Below are 19,354 nucleotides of genomic sequence, written 5' to 3'. Positions count from 1 at the left end.
ACACGAATTTAGCGTATATTATTTAATATACCTGTATTTTTGATTTATGGATAATATAAAACACATCTTTTTTGATTTAGATCATACACTTTGGGACTTCAATAAGAACTCTAAATTAACCTTTCAGCAAATTTTTAATGATCAAAATATGGCTATGGATATGAACGCTTTTGAAGAAGTTTACATGCCTATTAATGAGCGTTACTGGAAGTTGTATAGAGAAGAGCGTGTAAATCAATCTTCATTACGTTATGGAAGATTAAAAGATACTTTTGATGCATTATCTTTAAGGGTAAAAGATGAAACAATTAATCTAATTGCTAAAGAGTATATTAATAACCTTTCTAGCTTTACGCATTTAGTTGAAGGAACTATAGATTTATTAGATTACCTAAAACAAAAGTACCAGTTACATATTATTACCAACGGCTTTGATGAAATTCAATACAAAAAGCTAAATAATTCTAACATAGCTGATTATTTTGATGTAATTGTAACTTCTGATAGTGTGGGAGTTAAAAAGCCTAACCCTAGAGTATTTGAGTACGCTGTAAAATCTGCAAAATCAATAGCGCAAGATTGTGTTATGGTTGGAGATAGTTATGAGGCAGATGTATTAGGATCTTTCAAAACAGGTATGATTCCTATTCACTTTAGTGACAATAATATTCATCAAATTCCCGACAAAAACTTTATATCCGTACCTAAGTTAGCAGATATTAAACAATATTTGTAGCTTGTGCCACGTTGAAAGTAAAATACATTTATAATGAAAACTTATAGTAAATTTATTCTTTTTTTACTGATAGGGCTATGTTTTTCGTGTGTTAAAGACATAGATTTTAATCAAGCAGAGGACTTTGAAATCAATCCAGCAGTGCCTGTATCTTTAGTAAAGTTTGATTTAGTTCAAACAGATTTTTATGATGAGAATAACTTTCCCATCACAATTTTTGAAGATGAGGTTGTTTTTACTGCTTTAGATAATTCTACAGCACAAGAAGATTTAAGAAGAGTTTTGTTAAATTTTGAAGTGCTCAATGAGTTTAATAGAAATTTTAGATTAGAAATACTATTTGTTGATGAAGCAGATGTTGCTACTTATGATCCAATAACCTTAGTAGTAGATGCTAATAACCAAAATTACACCTACGAAGAAGATATTATAGTTTCTAGTAATCCTTCATTTTTAAATTCTAGAAAAATACGAGTAACATTAACTGTTTTAGCAAGCGGAGGCTCTATAGACCCTAACACACCCAGAAGGTTAGAATTCAAATCAGCAGGAACCTTTTACTTTACAATTGATTAGTTATGAAAAAGTCAGTTTTATTAATAATTGCCTTAGGATTTTTATTTTCGGTTCATTCTCAAAATAAACAAATTTTATACGGTTTTGATAAAATTCCGCAAGGTTTGTTATTAAACCCAGGAGCAGAAACAACCTATAAATATCATATTGGAGTTCCTTTTTTATCGGGGAATTCTGTAAACGGAAATATTTCAGGATTAACAATAGCCGATGTTTTTAGAGATGACGGAATTGGTATTTTTGCAGGTACAGACTTTAATGTTAAGCTTAGAAATGCTATTGCAGGGATTTCAAATGAAGACTATGCAGCTATCAATACACAGGTAGAAATTTTAAACGGAGGTTATAAAATTAATAAAAGAGATTATTTAAGTGTTGGTTTTTATTCAGAAGCAGATGTGTTTTTTACATTACCAAAAGATTTATTTACTCTTGCCGATGAAGGGAATGCAGCTTATTTAGGAAGATCTTTTTCTTTATCTCATACTAGTATTAAGGCAGATGTTTTAGGTGTTTTGCATGCAGGTATTTCCAGAAGAATAAATAATCAACTTACAGTTGGTGCAAGGTTAAAAATTTATTCAGGATCCGTAAACATCACATCAACCCATAACGAAGGAACATTCACTACAAGAGAAGGTCAAGACAATATTTATGAACATTTGTTACAAAATGTTGATGCAGGTATCTATAGTTCAGGGATATTTAATGAAAATAATGAATCTATAATTTCTGCAGGTAGTGCTTTTGGAAACACTTTTTTTGGAGGGAATTTTGGTTTAGGTTTTGACGTTGGTTTTACCTATCACTACAACGAACAAGTTGAGTTTACAGCTAGTTTAGTAGATGTAGGTTTCCTAAGTTATTCCAAAAACACTAGAAATGCTACAGTAAAAGGAAGTTATACTTTTTCAGGAGTAGAGTTTGAATACGATAATCAAAATACAGATTATTGGCAGAATTTAGAAGATGACTTTAACAGCCAGGTAGATACTGATGAGAATAACGATTCTTATTCAGTTATAAGACCAATTAAGTTTTTTAGTTCAGGAAGATATAGCTTTGGAAAAAGTAGAAATAATAATACATGCCACGATATTACTTTTAAAGATTTTTATGACAATGCAGTAGGAGGGCAGTTGTATGCAGTGTACAGACCAAATGGGGTTCGATTTGCTTTCACAGGATTTTATGAACGTAAGTTTTCTAAATATTTAAATACAAAATTCACCTACACTATTGATGATTTTTCAGCAAGTAACTTTGGTGTCGGTTTGTCTGTAAATGTGTGGAAACTTAATGTATATGGAATGGTTGATAATGTTTTTCAACTTTCGGATGTGGCAGATTCACATAGATCTACCGCACAATTAGGTATTAACTTTATATTCAATTAATTTATATGAAAAAATTAACCTTATTATTTCTTTTAACAACATTTTCAATATCGGCTCAACAGTCTGTAAATAGCTATAAATATATAGTTGTTCCTAAGCAGTTTTCATTTGTAAAATCAGTAGATAAATATCAAACTAGTTCATTAACTAAATTTTTATTTAATAAATATGGTTTTACTGCTTTTATGAGTGATGATGAGTTACCATCAGATTTATTTGCAAACAGATGTCTTGCTTTAACAGCAGAAGTAGAAGATGAGTCTGGGATGTTTTCTACAAAAAATAAAATAGTTTTAAAAGATTGTTTTAATAAGATTGTTTTTACATCCAAAGTTGGTTTTAGTAAAGAAAAAGATTATAAGAAAGCTTATCATGAAGCTATTAGAGATGCATTTAAATCTGTAAAGGCATTAAGCTATAAATATACACCTGTTAAAAATCAAAAGGTGTCAAGTCAAGCTCCAGTCGCTATTTCAAAGCATAATGAAAAAGTTATTCCAAAAGAAGAGACAGAGGTGAATACGGATGCTACTAATGTACTATATGCTCAGTCTATTAAAAACGGATATCAATTAGTTAATACAAAACCTTCTGTGGTTTTTCAGGTGCTAAAAACATCAAATCCTAATGTTTTTATTTTAAATAACAAAAAAGGGCTTTTGTTAAAAAAAGGAAGTGTTTGGGTTGCAGAGTATTATTCAGATAATGTATTTACATCGGAAATGTATACTATAAAATTTTAAAAGAGCGCGATTTTGCGCTCTTTTTAGTAATTGTATTTATCTTTCCAACGTTGTTTTAAAAGTTCTCTAAAACTATTTTCGCGAGCATTATTTCCGGGTTCATATATTTTGGTATTTTTAATCTCTTCTGGTAGAAACTCTTGCGAAATAAAGTTTCCAGGATAATCATGTGAGTATAAATAATCTTTTCCGTAGTCTAAATCTTTCATCAATTTAGTTGGTGCATTTCTTAAGTGAAGAGGTACAGCTAAGTCACCAGTGTTTTTTACGATGTTTTGAGCTTGTCCTATCGCCATATAACTAGCGTTACTTTTAGGAGAGTTTGCTAAATATACTGCGCACTGACTTAATATTATTCTTGATTCTGGATATCCAATAACAGATACGGCTTGAAATGTATTATTTGCTAAAATTAAAGCAGTAGGATTAGCGTTTCCAATATCTTCTGATGCCGAAATAAGCATTCTTCTAGCAATAAACTTTACATCTTCACCACCTTCAATCATCCTAGCAAGCCAATATACGGCTCCGTTAGGATCACTACCTCTTATTGATTTTATAAACGCAGAAATAATATCATAATGTTGTTCTCCTGTTTTATCATACCTAACTGTATTTTTCTGAATTTTAGCTAAAACCATTTCATTGGTTATCACTATTTCCTCCTCAGGCGCAGTTAATAAGTCAAATATGTTTAAAAGTTTACGTGCATCACCACCAGATACTTGTAATAAAGCATCTGTTTCTTTTAGGGTAATTTTTTTATCTTTTAATAGTGTATCCTCACGCATTGCTCTTTCTAATAAGGCAATTAAATCATCTTTATCAAAAGAATTTAAAATATATACTTGACAACGAGAGATTAGTGCCGGGATTACTTCAAAACTTGGGTTTTCTGTAGTTGCACCTATCAATGTAACCCATCCTTTTTCAACAGCGCCTAATAATGAATCTTGTTGTGATTTACTAAAACGATGAATCTCGTCAATAAATAAAATAGGATTTTTCTGTGTAAATAAACCACTACTTTTTTTTGCTTTTTCGATAACCTCCCTTACATCTTTTACACCAGAACTTATAGCGCTTAGAGTGTAAAATGGTCTCTCAGATTCAGAGGCTATAATGTTAGCAAGTGTTGTTTTTCCTATACCAGGAGGTCCCCATAGTATTAAAGAAGGTATAATTCCCTGTTTAATGTGATTGGTTAATATTCCGTTATCACCAACTAAATGTTGTTGACTAATATAATCTTTAAGTTTTTTAGGACGTATTCTTTCTGCCAAAGGTGCATTCATAAGGTAAAAATAACAAAGTTTTCTGACAGAATTTGTTTATTTCCTATTTGGATGCATTTTTGTTACCTTTAGTTTATTATGAACAATAATTCAAACTTATCCTATTCTAATGATATTTTTATGATTCCCTTCTTGTGGGTTTTTATTTTATGGTTTGTGTATTATTTAGAACTAAGATTCGACTGGAATTTTAATAAGTATGGTATTTATCCTAGAAATTTTTCTGGTTTAAAGGGGGTTTTCTTCAGTCCTTTTATTCATGGAGATACGCAACACCTTTTTAATAATTCTGTCCCTCTATTTGTTTTAGGAACAAGTATTTTTTATTTCTACAGAAAAGTTTCCCTTAAGTTGATGATTTTTGGTACTCTGATAACTGGTGTGTTAACATGGTTGATAGGTCGTGAGTCTCATCATATTGGAGCAAGTGGAGTTGTTTACCTACTTTTTAGTTTTGTTTTTTTTAGCGGAATAATTAAAAAACATTACAGATTAGTAGCTATGTCTTTAATTATCATCTTCTTATACGGGAGTATGATATGGTATGTTTTCCCAGTTAAAGAAGGTATTTCATGGGAAGGCCATTTATCTGGTTTTTTAGTAGGTTTATTTTTTGCATATGTATATCGAAAACAGGGATTAGTTAAAGAAAAATTTCAATTTACTAAAACAGCATTCGACGATATGTTTGATGAAGATGGAAATTATATTCCACCATCTATTATAGATGAAACAGAAGAAGAATCGTTACCAAATTTTACTTATCAATATGTTTACAAACCTAATAAATCAGATCAAGAGTAGGAGGTAAGTTAATTACATCCTTTGTCTTACTGCTTCGTATAAAAAAGCACCACAAGCTACTGATACATTTAAAGATTCAATTTCTCCTAATAAAGGTAATTTAGCTTTATAATCAGCCATTTTTAAAACAGAATTGCTTACACCTTTGTGTTCAGAGCCCATAACTATTGCCATTGGTTGATTAAAATTAATAGAATAAACAGAATCCTCTGTTTTCTCTGTAGCAGCAACTAATTTTATATTTGATGCTTGTATGTGAAATATAGCATCTTTTATATGATCTACTTTGCAGATTGGAACCTTAAAAGCGGCGCCAGCTGATGTTTTTATAGTATCAGCATTAACTGGAGCACTACCGTTTTTTTGTATGATAATACCATCTACTCCAGTACACTCAGCAGTTCTTATAATAGCTCCAAAATTTCTAACATCAGACAATTGATCTAGCAATAAGAATAAAGGTTTATCTTTTTTTTCTAAAACGCTATCAATTAATATTTCTAATTCATAAAATTCAATAGGTGATATCTTTGCAACTGCACCTTGGTGGTTATTGTGTTTTGATAAACGGTCTAACTTTTCAGTAGGAACAATACTTGATGAAATTTTATTTTTCTTTAATAATTTTTCTAACTGAAAATATAAATCCCCTCTTAAACCTTTCTGTAAATATACTTTATTAATTGATGAGCCACTCTCTATTGCTTCAATAATAGCTCTAATACCAAATATAGTAGTGTTTTGTTCCATGCTGCAAATGTAGTCAAATTATTACATAAAAAAACCACCTCGACAGAGGTGGTTTTAAATATGTTCTATTATTTTATCTAGTTAGAGTCTCTCTCCAGATAAAACCTGGTACTCCGAAATAACCAGAAACAGGATCTTGACCAGCATAGAAAATCTCAAAATTTAATTCAAAAGTGTCTGAACAAGAAAAATACTTTCCACTACCTTGAACATAGTAGTCATATGGTGAACCTAAATATAATGCAGTAGCAGTATATGTGTAAGGTATTGTTACATCACCAGTTATAGGATCTATTTGTAACTCAATTTCACCTTCTTGGATTATTTCCTCAGCCCAATATTCAGGGTTTTCAATCCAAGCATGACCAATCCCTACAACAGTAACAATTGATCCATCAGATGAAGCAACCATTTGCGTATCTAAAGGTCCTCCCACAGAGCTATACCAATTATCTGTTCCATTATATGTCCCAACAATATTTTCATATACAATAGGACAATCATTATCAATTATATTAATTACCTGGCTTACGTTATTAACACCTTCACCAGCCAAACCAACAGGTACAGAACTAGAACTGTCTAAAGTTAAAGTAACAACAAGATTACCATCTACAAAAATATTGTCAACTGGTTTTATTGATATAGTAGTGCTATATTCACCAGCTGCTATCTCTACAGATCCGTTATTTTCATCAATAAATCTTGTGTTATCTTCAGATGATAATGTATAGTTTACTGTAATACCATTTTCATTGGTTTCTCCTCCAAATTTCACTGTTACATTTACACCATCTTCATCATCTTCTGCCAAATTTGGAACAGATCCATCAATTTGAATAAAACCATTAGGTGTGTTTAATATAACTAAATCCTCGTTTTTACAAGAAACTAATGATAGTATACTTACAGTCATAAGTAATACTATTTTTTTTATGTCATAAAATTTTCTCATTATTTATTATTTTAAATTAATAACCTGGATTTTGAACCATGTTTGGATTAGCGTTGATTTCAGCAGCAGGTATAGGTAATGTAAATCTTGGATCAGTGTTTACTATTTGACATGCATTGTCTAAATTTCCACAATCTAAATCTATTCTCTCTAAGTTTCTGTTAAGTCTTTTTAAATCTAAATATCTGTGACCTTCATAAGCTAACTCTAATCTTCTTTCTTTTAAAATCACATCTAAAGCATCACTCAAATTTGCATATGATTCAAGTGCAGTGTTAGAACCATATCTTGCATCTCTTAATTCTTTTAATGTATTTCTTGAAGCTATAAAATCACTATTTCGTGCTTCTACTTCAGCTTTTATTAAATACATTTCAGAAACTCTAAATACTTTAACATCTGCTAAGAATTCAACGGCAGTTCCTGGATATTTGTTTATTTTATGTACATTGTTAGCTGGATCACTTTCAAAAACATTTAATAAAACGTTATATCTTACATCAGCAGGATCTAACTCATTAAATAATGAATTTGACATTTCCATAAAAGGTCCACCTCCAAAGAAGTGCCAAATATTACCTGGTCTTGCATCTGCAATTGTCCTAGCTGCTTTAAAGATAACCTCAGTGTTATCATTATCATTGTACATAGAAACATATTGATTTCTATCAGCAAGATCATACGAGTTAATTAAATCATTAGCATTATTTAAAGCCATTGTATAATCACCTGTAAATAAACCAATTCTTGCTTTTAAAGCTTTTAAGAAATCAGTAGTTACATATTTGTTATTTGTTGCAGATTGATCTAATAGCCCTTGAGCCACTGTTAAGTCATCATTGATTAATGTTAATACTTCAGAAACAGTATTTCTTGGTAAAGTCTGAGTAGTCACATTAATATCAACAGCAGGAACACTTAAACCATTTGGATCTAAATAATCAGGCGTGTAATACTGAAATAATTCAAAATGAGCAAAAGCTCTTAAAGCATAACATTGCCCCAATATATTATTAAGTTCAGATTGTCTACCATCGATGTCAATTGAACCAGAAGCAGCAGCGTCTATAACTCTTGTTGTTTCATTAATCATAGTATACCTGTTAATCCAAATAGTTGATGCTATTCCAGTATTTGGATCCATAACTAATCTATGTAAACTTAGTTGCTGACCACCATTATCAAACCCAACTTTTGTATTATCAGTAAAAATTGAGTTTAAAGTAATTGTGTTATTGCCATATCTACTGTAAGCAGCATTTAAACCGTTCTGTAAATCATCTACAGTTCTGAAAGCAGTTTCAGGAACTAGTGCATTATTTGGTATAATTTCAAGCTTATCTTCACAAGACAGAAATGTAAATGCAGTTGTCATTAAGGCAAAGCCTAATATATATTTTTTAATATTTTTCATTTTTTATAATTTTAAGTCAACACCTAAAGTAAATGCTCTTGAATTAGGGAAAGAGAAAAAATCATTAGTTGTAAAAGGATCGAATTCCGGATCAAAACCTCTCCATTTAGACCATGTTAATAAGTTCTCTCCTTGAATGTATAATCTTACAGAACTGAAAGGACTATCTTTCATTAAAGAGTTCGTTAATTCATACCCTATAGAAATATTTTTTAATCTTAAATATGAAGAGTCTTCTAAATATCTATCTGAAAGTAAGTTTCTTGTAGATCCTGAAGCTAATGAAGGAATTCCAGTAATGTCACCTGGTTGTTCCCATGCGTTCAGTAAATTTGAAGAAACATTTGCAATTCCTATTAATCCTGGATCTTCAACTACACCTAAAGTACCATTATATCTGTAAACTTCAGCAGCAAATGTAAATTGAGCAGCTACATTAAAACCTTTGTGAGTGAAATTTGTATTGAATCCTCCTTGATATTTAGGAACTGATGATTTTCCAGTAAATACTCTATCTGCTGGGTTATAAGTTTCAGTAACATTTCCATCTCTATCCAAGTATAATGGTCTTCCGTTTGCCGGATTAACACCAGCCCATCTAACAGCATAATATTCATTATAAGATCTACCAACAGCTTCAGGTGCTCTTTGACCAGGGTTCAATATAATATCTCCATTTGCATCTGGTTCTACACCATCCAATTCAAGAATTTCATTTTCATTATATGAAGCATTAATACCAATCGTCCACTCAGTATCTTCATTACTGATAACTTTATAATTCATTACAGTTTCTAAACCTCTGTTCTCCATCGATCCAATGTTAGCATCTACATCAAAGAATCCTGAAATTGGGGACACTAGCCTACTACCAAATAAGTCAGTAGTTTTATTTTTATAAGCATCAAAAGACCCTGTTAATCTATTTTTAAACATTTTAAAATCAACACCGATGTTAGCTTTAGCCGTTTGTTCCCATCTTATATCTTCATTTCCAAGTTGACTAGGGAATAAACCTACACTACCATTGTATCCACCATCAGTATTGAACTGATCATAAGATACATCTAAACCTAAATAGTAAGCAGATAGTAATCTGTCATTTCCTGTTATCCCGTAACTTCCTCTTAATTTTAAGTCATTTAATATATCACTTGGTTTTAAAAGAGATTTGGTAAGGTTCACAAATCCACCAGCTGCCCAAAATATACCATATCTGTTTTTGTCAGAAAACCTTGAAGATCCGTCACGTCTGATTGTAAAATCAACACCAGCAATTTTATCATAGTCATAAGTAGCTTTACCAATTAATGAAAATTGTGATACGTTAACCTTAAATGAACCTAATGTAGGAATGTAGAAATAGTCATCAACGCCGTCTTCGTTTGGATCTTCAACGGTAGTACCAGCAACAAAACCAGCACCTGTTCCTTCTAAACCAGGTACTAAACCTGTTTGAAAATAACTAAATCCATTGTTTTCAGAGTATAAAAATTCTGATACGGCTAACAATGAGTAGTTGTGTTTATCATCAATAGTGTCTTCATAATTTAATCTGATGTCAACATTCATTCTAGTGTCTCTGTTAAATGCTTCAGATTGAGTTCCTTGAAAGTCAGCGTTTTCATCATTTGCTTGACTACCTCTAATACTATTTGTTGGTTGTAATTGATAGTTAGTTGTTTCGATCATATCAGCTCCAAATCCAACATATCCCATCAATTTATCAGTGAATTGATATTGAGCGTTTAAACCACCAGTCAATCTTAATTCAGTGGTTCTGTTTTTATCAAATTTAGATACATTTAATGCAACATAAGGTGTGTTTAAAAACCCTGAAGCATCATCATAATTTGGATTACCAATATAATTTAAAGAACCATCAGCATTGTATGGCGATAAATACGGTTTAGCAACAAAAGGAACTAGAAATGGGTTACTTAATGAACCACTACTAGCACCGCTTGAAATACCTCCTGCAAAATCTGACTTACTAAAACCTACAGCTAGATTTGAGTTTAATGTAAATTTATTTTTTTTGTAAGTATTATTTGTTCTGAATGTGAATCTTTGTAATCCAGATCTTAAAGCAATACCTTGTTGTTCAAAATAGCCTAAAGAAGTATAAGAAGTTAAATTTTCAGAACCAGTACTTAAAGATAAATCATGTGAATTGAAATTTCCAACTCTTAATAACACATCAGTCCAGTCAGTGTTAGTAGCAGATATTCTTGCTATCTCATCGTCAGTTAATGGAGTACCACCAGATACACCTAAAACCTCACCTACATATGAATTATATGCACCTGAACCAGGTCCTGAATCTGAAGATCTCTCAATTCTTAATAGCTGTTCCGAATTAGCTAAAGTGAAATTTGGCTTTTGTTTGAAAGAAAATCCACTACGACCAGAGTACCTAATTTGTAAGTTTTGATTTGTCTTACCTGTTTTTGTTGTAATAACTATAACACCACCTGTTGCACGGTTACCGTAAATAGCTGTAGCAGATGCATCTTTTAATACAGATATAGAAGCAATGTCATTTTGATTAATAGATCTAAAATTATCTTCATCTACTGGTATACCATCTATAATAAATAGAGGTTCCGTATTACCACTTAAAGAATTTACCCCTCTTAAAAGTATTGTACTATTTCCTCCTGGCTGACCATTACCCGTTGAAATATTTAAACCAGGTGACTGTGCTTGCATTGCTTGCACAAGCGATCCTGTAGGTCTATTTTCAACATCCTCAGCTTTCAATACTGTAACAGATGATGTTACTGTTTCTCTACTTTCAGTACCATAACCAACAACGATTACTTCTTCTAATAGATTGTCATTTTCTAAAACAACATTGATAGTATTCGAAGTACCAACAATTTTTTCAGAGGTCTTCATTCCTACAAAACTAAACACTAATATATCACCAGCTTTAGCTCTAATAGTAAAATTACCATCGAAGTCTGTTTCAGTACCTGAAGTAGTTCCTTTTTTAAGTACACTTACACCTGGAAGTGGCCCTGTTTCATCAGAAACCGTACCAGACACAGTTTTTTCTTGTGCAAATGAAATTTGCACTATTAACACCAGTAAAAGTGTTAAAATTCCATTAAACTTTGTTCTCATTTATTTAATTATTTGAATTAATTATTCGCTAAAATCTTAAATTTATCTTAAATAACCAATATTTTTAACATAAAAAAACGCCTTGCGATAGCAAGGCGTTAATAATTTTCATAATATTTTATGATTATTTCCTTTAGTCTACATCCCACCAAAGTTTAGTGAATAATCCATCTTCACCCTGAGCGGAAATAGCTTCATCATAATTTGCTTTATTTTGATTTTGTTCTGCTACAGGATATGCATGTCTAACAGGAATTGAGTTACCATTTAATGCATCTACAGCAGGAGTTAGCATAGGGTAGTCTAACTTTCTCCATTCTGCCCAAGCTTCATAAGGTTGGTAAAACAATGCAATCCATTTCTGTTCTGCTATTTGACTTAGAGCATTCGCTGGGTTATAGATTACGTCACTTTCTAACATATATGCATCAATATCAGCTGCATCAACACCCCATTGTTCTAAAGAAGAACGTACTCCTTCTTCATAGTACATTTGAGCGCTACCTGAAATCCATCCTAATAATGCAGCTTCTGCTTTACTAAAAGAGATTTGAGCATAAGTATACATAGGTAAATCTCTCTCTCCATTAAGAATTAAATCATCATTCATAAATGAAACATCTGCATTAGGAATGGTACCAGCATCAGCCCAACCATATCTAAGTCCTACATAAGTGCCTGTAGATTGAGCTGGTTCAGCAAACATTGGTAATCTTGGATCGTTAAGGTCTTGAAGTCTATCAACCAAAACGTCACTCAAACATTCATCAGTTCTACCAGCATCAACATAATCATCCTGATACGGGTTGTCGTAAGCATCATTTGAAATTGAAGGGAACATTATGTTTTCAGAAGTTGAAGCAATTGCTCCATTCATAGCCTCATTAAATTTTGTTGCAGCTAAACCACTAGAACTAGGATAAACTTTCGAAAGTCTAATAGCCATATTCATTTTTAATGTATTGGCAAATTTTCTCCAAGAAGCCATATCTCCACCAAATAAAATATCTCCTTGAGGGCCTGCTCCGCTATCCATTTGAGCTAATGCTTCATCTATTTTATCAAATAAATCCGTGTAGATAAATTCTTGAGAGTCATATTTTGATTTAGATGATGCTACACCTCCAAATGCTTCACTGTAAGGTAACATACCCCATCTATCTGTAGCCCATTGGAAATAATATGCCCAAAGAATTTTAGCTACAGCTATTTGGTTATTATTAGAACCGTATGCTGCTGCTGCTTCTCGAGTATCAGCATTAGTATTTAACTCAATTATTTGCAATAAATTAGGGAAAACTTTATTGTAAATATTAACAGTTCCATCTACACCGGTTCCGCTACCAGTAACATTCCAGTTAAAGTTAATGGTTTGGTATCTAGACTCCTCAGTATATTGTGTTTGAGATAAGTGCTGTACATATAATGATGGAGTTGCAGTTCCGCTTAAGCTAACTGTTCCAACTATTTTTGATTGAGCCCCAGTTAAGAGAGAGGCGCTTAATGGTGTAGCAGGGTTGTTTGTGTCAACTCCTGTGTCACCAAAATCATAGCTTTCACAACCAATAAGTAACAAAGTAAAGGTAGCTGCTGCTATCAAGCTTTTTATTTTTTTCATTTTTTTAATTTTTAAATTAAAATTTAACTTTAACATTTAAACCAAAAGTTCTACTACTTGGTAACTGACCACCTTCTTCCCAACGTAAACCGTTAGCAGATGTGTTCTCTATTTCAGAAGGATCAATTCCATCTACACTAGAATAAATAAGCCATAAATTATTTGCAAATGCATTTAAAGAGATACTTTCAACAAAAGTGTTTTCAAACATAGATGCAGGTAAATCATACCCTAAAGATAATTGACGTAATTTAACATAAGTTGCATCATAAATCCATCTTTCATGTAAAGCAAAAAGTCTATTCCAGTATGTTTGAGCTTCAACATAATATGAGGCAGGTTGTCCAGAGTTAGAATCTACTCCGTCAATAAATACACCACCAGTATTTGCGTTAGCTGTTTCTCCATAAATTACATTAAGGTTAACAGCATTAGGATCTGCTGAAGTAGGAGCAGGAACATTAACACCACTAATATCATTTCTTACAGGATTACCTGCTGCATTGTTACCAACAGTTGTATCTAATAAACCTGAGTAATGACCAAACATTTGTGATACTGAGAAGAATTTACCTCCTTTTTGAAAGTCAAACTGAGCGTTTAAAGTGAAGTTTTTGTATTTGATAGTGTTATTAAAACCACCAGTAAAGTCAGGTAATAGATTACCTAAGTATTGGTTTTCTTCAAAAACAATTCTTCCTTGATCATCTAATAACATGTTGTTATTTTCATCTCTTGAAATTTTTCTACCGTAGATAGCACCCCATTCTTCACCTTTTCTAGATTGAATAGTTAAACCTCTCCAAGTAGTGTCTAAAATCTGATTCTCTATTTCTTCACCAGTTTCAGGATCTGTGTAAAGATCATTCGTTACTCTTTTTAAAGTAGCGAAGTTTACTCCTAAGTTCCATTCAAAATTATCGTTTTTGATTGGAGTAGCATTTAAGGCAAGTTCTATACCTGTAGATGTTGACTTTCCTGAGTTAATTCTTGATCCGAAGAAACCAGAAGCAGGAGATAAAGGAACTGTGATTGGAGTGTCTTGATCTTTTCTGTTGAAATATGTGAAATCAACACCTAATCTGTTGTTTAAAAATTGTAATTCTGTACCAACTTCAAATTCAGTTCTTACACCACCTTCTATTAAAGGGTTTGCTTGGTTTGAATTATTGTAAAAAGGTACAGTACCATTATAGTTTGTACCTAACTGATATGTTTGTGTAGTACTACCAAATGCTACTAAACTTGGAGCTTGTGCATAACCAACTCTTAATTTACCAAATGATAATACGTCTCTGTTATCTATCAATTTACTAAATAAGAAACTACCAGACCCTCCATAAGTAATGATTCTATTCATATCAGGGTTTGCGTTAGAGTTCCAGTCACCTCTGATAGACCCATCAAGATATAGCATGTCTTTATAACCTAAAGATAATGTTGCGAATAAACCATTGTTTTTTGCTTGAGAATTATAAGCTGTATATTCAGGTCTATCTTTAGAAGATGCAATTGTAAATACTCCAGGTATAGTTAATCCTCCTACAGTAGATGCAGTTATACGTCTTTGTTTATCTTGTCTTAACTCTATACCTGCAGTAGCAGAAAGATCAAGGTCTTCACTAAGATCTTTTTGGTAAGTCGCAGCAGTAAAGAATTCAAATGATGATATTGTATTTTCTTGTTCTGTGTATGACGTTTGATTTAATCCACCAAAACCAACTCTAGCATCACTTCTGTAAGTGTTTACAGTTCTTCTTAATTCAACATTTAAATTAAGATCATTGTTAACTTCATAATTTAAACCAAAGTTTCCAAATGTAGCATCTTTGATTTGATTTTTAGTATTGTTTTCAGTTTCAAAGAACGGAGAGTCCCAATATAGAGGCGCAGTATTATTTGTGCTTCTCATGTTCCAAGTGTACCATTGACCATTTTGGAAGTCATTTCTTCTAAGTCTGTCAATGTCTACTTGTCTTTGCCACCATTGATTAAAGTTAGAAGCTACACCACCATATCCTCCGTTAGGATCGTTTACTGTAGTTCTATTTTGATAATTAACATTTGTGTAAACTTCAAGTTTATCATTAATATCATAACTAGCACTAACACTAACTTGCTTAAGTTGTCTCTCTGAGTTAGGCATAACTCCTTCGATATCAACATTTCTAAGTACTGTTTTTAAGTTGTAACCCTCGCCTCCTTTCGTGAATGAAAGGGTAGTGTTATTGGTAACACCAGTATTGAAGAAATTTTGAATGTTATCTGGATTAGCTGACCATGGTCTTAATTCACCAAATTCTGCAGAACCTGGAATCCAGCTATCCCAATGTCTAACCAAAGTACCATCTAATCTAGGTCCCCATGATTCATCAGCTGCATAATTAGGAATATTTTGACCATTTAATGTGCTAAATTGTTGAGTATAACCTCCACCATATTCGTTTTGATAGTTAGGTAAGATATATACATTTGAAACTTGTAAAGATTGATCTAAAACTACAGAAGATTTTCCTAATTTTCCTCTTTTAGATGTAATAACAACAACCCCGTTTTTACCAATAGGCCCGTATAAAGCAGTAGCAGCACTACCTTTAAGAACACTTAAGTCTTCAATATCATCAGTGTTAATGTCAGCTGCATTGTCAACTTTAACACCATCAACAACGTAAAGTAAATCTTGTTCACCTCTTAATCTTACTAAAGCATTCCCAAAACCAGAACTTGGAGCTCCTAGAATTTGTACACCGGCTACTCTACCAGCAATTGAATTGTTAATATCAACTTCTCTGGTTTGTGTTAATTGTTCTGCCTTTACTGTTTGTTGAGCAAAACCTAATGATTTTTTCTCTCTTTTGATACCTAATGCTGTAACAACCACTTCATCTAATACGTTACCGCTCTCTAGAGTAACTGAAAGATTATTAGAGCTTGAAACAGCTACTTCTTTTGTTTGCATTCCAACAAAACTAAAAACTAAAATGTCTCCAGTTTTTGCTTGGATGGAAAATTTACCATCAAAATCAGTTTCTGTTCCCTGAGAAGTTCCTTTTTTAAGGACACTTACTCCAGGAAGAGGCCCAGTTTCGTCAGAAACAGTTCCTGAAATTGTTCTGTCTTGTGCAAAGGATATATGCACGACAAACGCTAGTAGTAGCGTTAAAATCCCGTTAAACTTTGTCTTCATTATTGTAATTTATTTGAATTATTTGACAGCTAAAATCATAAATATTTATTAAATAACCAATTAAATAGTTAAATAAATGCTAATTGACATCAAAAAATATTTTTCACACTAATGCCTATTATAGCGTTGTTGTTTTTGTTTGTTATGAGAGGTTTAGTGATGTATATGCTTGTAGTGTAGTTTCTTGCGTTTAAAGAGTATCCAATTCCGCCACTGAGATAAGTTCGATTTGTAAGTCCAATATCTGTTAGGAGTGTAATTGTATTTCTGTTTAAGTTAATTCTGTACTCAGTATTGAGATAAGAGTATTTTGAAGTAAAAATGCTTTCTTCTAAAAAACCTCTTATAGAGTTTATACCGCCAATTCTGTAAAGTTCATTGTTTAAATAACTGTTTGATAGCAAGATGCCAGTTTCATTTTTGAAGTATAAATGATGTTTGTGATTTAATTTAAATAAATAATCTGTAATTAAATCGAGTTTTATTTGTCTAGTATTTTCTGAGTCGATTTTTCTTGAACCAAAAAGTGCTTTAAAAGATAAGCCTAATTTTTTATCTGTAGTGTTATTGTAGTACATATAGAAATCCGCAATTAAGCCTATAAAATGACTATTAAAACCAGTTATTTGGTCTGTGTTGTAATTTGTTGAGGATGTTTGAGATTGATACGCTATTCCAAGACTTATTTTGTTGTTGATTTCTCTTAGTATAGAACTGTTAAAATTTGTGTTTATAAAACTGCTATCCTGTTTATATAATGAGAAGTCTAACGTTAGAGAGTAATTACTGTTTAAGATATAAGGGTTTTCAAGTTTAATGTTTAGGTTTTGTCTCTCGTTACCATTCGCTTTCCAGTTTAGATTAAATTGTTCGCCTCCATTTAAGGTATTGTTTAATTCTAGGTCTATGTTTCCTGTGAAAATAATTTTGCCATTATCGGAATTGAAATTCATAATACCATCAAAAGAATTTGCCTTTTTTTTCTGTAGATAGAGATAAAGTAAGGTAGAGTCTTTTGAGAAAAGTGTTTCAGATGGTTTGATTTCAGATATAAATTTAATCTTCTTTAGATAATTTGAAATATTCTGCGTATTTTTAGTTGAATATATTTTTTTTCTCTTGATTAAATTTTTAATGTATTTGTTTGGGAATTTTTCATAACCTTTAACTATAATTCTGTCTATAAACCTTTTTTTGTTGTAATTGATTACTAAATCTGATGTTAGTGTGTCTTCTTTGATTGTTTGGTTTGTAAGTTTTGTAGATGAAAAAGAATATCCTTGGTTTTCGAGTTTCTTATTTAGGCTATTTAGAAATTCTTCTAGTCTTTCAGGTTTTATAATTTTAATTCGATTGTAATATATATTTAGTTCATCTTCTATGTAAATTTTAATAAAGTTGATTTTGTTTTTAGTTGTTATGTATACATATGTAGAAGAATCTCTTTTTTGCAGACTGTCTATTTTGTAGTTTAAAAAACCATATTTTGTTAGGTTTTTATGTAATGAGATATTAAGGCTATCGTTATTCTCTCGTATACTTGAAGAGATTTTGTCAAGTGTTTTTTGATGGTGTTTGTTATTTGTGATTATTTTGATGTTGTTTATATTCTGAGCAGCTACTGAGGTGTTTAAGAGTAGTAGAGAGCAGTTAAAAAAAAACAATATTAAAAAATGGTGTCTCAAAAGATTAATTTTAGATTATCAAAAATATATTTTTTGATTAATTGTACGGTTAAAAAAGCGTCTTAATAAAAAAATAACTTACTGATATTTGATTAATTGGATATTAATCGTACATTTGCACACTCTTAAAATAAGAGTAAAATTTTAATACAAACGAAAAATAGTAATTAATTTAGTATGCCAACTATTCAACAATTAGTTCGTAAAGGAAGAACCAAAATAACTAAGAAGAGTAAATCGGCTGCTTTAACGTCATGTCCTCAAAGACGTGGAGTTTGTACACGTGTTTATACTACAACACCAAAAAAACCTAACTCAGCAATGCGTAAAGTTGCTCGTGTTAGATTAACAAATGGTAATGAAATTAACGCGTACATCCCAGGTGAAGGACACAACTTACAAGAGCACTCGATAGTATTAGTTAGAGGTGGAAGGGTAAAAGATTTACCAGGTGTTAAATACCACATTGTTCGTGGTGCATTAGATACTGCAGGTGTTGAGGGAAGAACTCAACGTAGATCTAAGTACGGAGCAAAACGCCCAAAAGACAAAAAGTAGTTTATTAAGTAACTTTTTTAATGTAGAGACATGAGAAAAAGAAGAGCTAAAAAAAGAGTTTTGTTACCGGACCCAAGATTTAACGATCAATTAGTTACACGTTTTGTGAATAACTTAATGTGGGATGGTAAAAAATCTGTAGCGTTTAAAGTATTCTATGATGCAATTGATATCGTAGATCAAAAGAAAACTGACGAGGAAAAGTCAGCTTTAGAAATATGGAAAGATGGTTTATCTAATGTAATGCCACATGTAGAGGTTCGTTCTCGTCGTGTAGGAGGTGCTACATTCCAGATTCCAATGCAAATTCGTCCAGACCGTAAAGTATCTATGGCTATTAAATGGATGATTAGCTATGCGCGTAAGCGTAACGAAAAAACAATGGCACAACGTTTAGCTGCTGAAATTTTAGCTGCTGCTAAAGAAGAAGGTGCTGCTGTTAAGAAAAGAGTAGATACTCACAAAATGGCTGAGGCAAACAAAGCATTCTCACACTTTAGATTTTAA

15 protein-coding genes are annotated in these 19,354 nt (G+C 31.8%); 7 read left to right on the top strand and 8 right to left on the bottom strand.

The features are described from left to right. Positions 1-46: 46 nt before the first annotated feature. The 4 genes from ACFQ1U_RS07960 to ACFQ1U_RS07945 are packed head-to-tail and all read left to right on the top strand — an operon-like array spanning position 47 to position 3,452. Positions 47-736, top strand: coding sequence for a YjjG family noncanonical pyrimidine nucleotidase (locus tag ACFQ1U_RS07960; RefSeq protein WP_386107084.1), 690 nt, complete (start codon positions 47-49; stop codon positions 734-736). A gap of 33 nt (positions 737-769) precedes the next feature. Then, positions 770-1,312 (top strand): hypothetical protein, encoded by a 543-nt coding sequence (locus ACFQ1U_RS07955; protein ID WP_386107082.1) that lies wholly within the window; start codon positions 770-772, stop codon positions 1,310-1,312. 2 nt (positions 1,313-1,314) lie between these two features. Beyond that, the gene (locus ACFQ1U_RS07950; protein WP_386107080.1) at positions 1,315-2,709 is read left to right on the top strand and encodes a DUF5723 family protein; all 1,395 of its coding nucleotides are present in this window, start codon (positions 1,315-1,317) and stop codon (positions 2,707-2,709) included. Positions 2,710-2,714: 5 nt separating this feature from the next. Then, complete coding sequence (locus ACFQ1U_RS07945; RefSeq protein WP_386107079.1) at positions 2,715-3,452, top strand: hypothetical protein; 738 nt, start codon at positions 2,715-2,717, stop codon at positions 3,450-3,452. A gap of 23 nt (positions 3,453-3,475) precedes the next feature. Here the strand turns inward: ACFQ1U_RS07945 and ACFQ1U_RS07940 are convergent, their stop codons facing one another. Beyond that, positions 3,476-4,747 carry a replication-associated recombination protein A gene (locus ACFQ1U_RS07940; RefSeq protein ID WP_386107077.1) on the bottom strand — a complete coding sequence of 424 codons (1,272 nt, stop codon included), beginning with the start codon at positions 4,745-4,747 and terminating at the stop codon, positions 3,476-3,478. A 78-nt stretch (positions 4,748-4,825) separates the two neighbouring features. On the opposite strand from ACFQ1U_RS07940, the gene ACFQ1U_RS07935 reads away from it, so the two are divergent. Continuing rightward, a complete protein-coding gene (locus ACFQ1U_RS07935) occupies positions 4,826-5,551 on the top strand; it encodes a rhomboid family intramembrane serine protease (protein ID WP_386107075.1) in 726 nt (241 codons plus the stop codon). A gap of 12 nt (positions 5,552-5,563) precedes the next feature. On the opposite strand, the gene rlmB is transcribed toward ACFQ1U_RS07935, so the two are convergent. The 7 genes from rlmB to ACFQ1U_RS07900 all read right to left on the bottom strand — a co-directional run bounded on the left by rlmB (position 5,564) and on the right by ACFQ1U_RS07900 (position 18,289). Further along, complete coding sequence (rlmB, locus tag ACFQ1U_RS07930) at positions 5,564-6,301, bottom strand: 23S rRNA (guanosine(2251)-2'-O)-methyltransferase RlmB (protein ID WP_386107073.1); 738 nt, start codon at positions 6,299-6,301, stop codon at positions 5,564-5,566. A gap of 73 nt (positions 6,302-6,374) precedes the next feature. Further along, positions 6,375-7,256, bottom strand: a complete 882-nt coding sequence (locus ACFQ1U_RS07925; RefSeq protein ID WP_386107071.1) for a hypothetical protein — start codon at positions 7,254-7,256, stop codon at positions 6,375-6,377. A 16-nt stretch (positions 7,257-7,272) separates the two neighbouring features. Beyond that, the gene (locus ACFQ1U_RS07920; RefSeq protein ID WP_386107069.1) at positions 7,273-8,670 is read right to left on the bottom strand and encodes a RagB/SusD family nutrient uptake outer membrane protein; all 1,398 of its coding nucleotides are present in this window, start codon (positions 8,668-8,670) and stop codon (positions 7,273-7,275) included. A gap of 3 nt (positions 8,671-8,673) precedes the next feature. After that, positions 8,674-11,799: a SusC/RagA family TonB-linked outer membrane protein gene (locus ACFQ1U_RS07915; RefSeq protein WP_386107067.1), complete on the bottom strand. Its 3,126-nt coding sequence runs from the start codon at positions 11,797-11,799 to the stop codon at positions 8,674-8,676. 133 nt (positions 11,800-11,932) lie between these two features. Continuing rightward, entirely contained in the window at positions 11,933-13,417 is a 1,485-nt protein-coding gene (locus ACFQ1U_RS07910; RefSeq protein ID WP_386107065.1) for a SusD/RagB family nutrient-binding outer membrane lipoprotein, read from the bottom strand. Positions 13,418-13,433: 16 nt separating this feature from the next. Next, positions 13,434-16,604, bottom strand: coding sequence for a SusC/RagA family TonB-linked outer membrane protein (locus tag ACFQ1U_RS07905; RefSeq protein WP_386107063.1), 3,171 nt, complete (start codon positions 16,602-16,604; stop codon positions 13,434-13,436). Positions 16,605-16,693: 89 nt separating this feature from the next. Then, positions 16,694-18,289 carry a hypothetical protein gene (locus tag ACFQ1U_RS07900; RefSeq protein WP_386107061.1) on the bottom strand — a complete coding sequence of 532 codons (1,596 nt, stop codon included), beginning with the start codon at positions 18,287-18,289 and terminating at the stop codon, positions 16,694-16,696. Between the two features lie 177 nt (positions 18,290-18,466). On the opposite strand from ACFQ1U_RS07900, the gene rpsL reads away from it, so the two are divergent. Both rpsL and rpsG read left to right on the top strand, forming a co-directional pair. Then, a complete protein-coding gene (gene rpsL, locus ACFQ1U_RS07895; protein WP_105004300.1) occupies positions 18,467-18,847 on the top strand; it encodes a 30S ribosomal protein S12 in 381 nt (126 codons plus the stop codon). 30 nt (positions 18,848-18,877) lie between these two features. Continuing rightward, positions 18,878-19,354 (top strand): 30S ribosomal protein S7, encoded by a 477-nt coding sequence (gene rpsG, locus ACFQ1U_RS07890; RefSeq protein ID WP_320417894.1) that lies wholly within the window; start codon positions 18,878-18,880, stop codon positions 19,352-19,354.

It is taken from the genome of Tenacibaculum geojense (genome assembly GCF_042676005.1).
Lineage (GTDB): Bacteria > Bacteroidota > Bacteroidia > Flavobacteriales > Flavobacteriaceae > Polaribacter > Polaribacter geojense.
The sequence above is the reverse complement of the archived record's forward strand: the minus strand, read 5'-3'. Positions and strand labels throughout refer to the sequence as shown.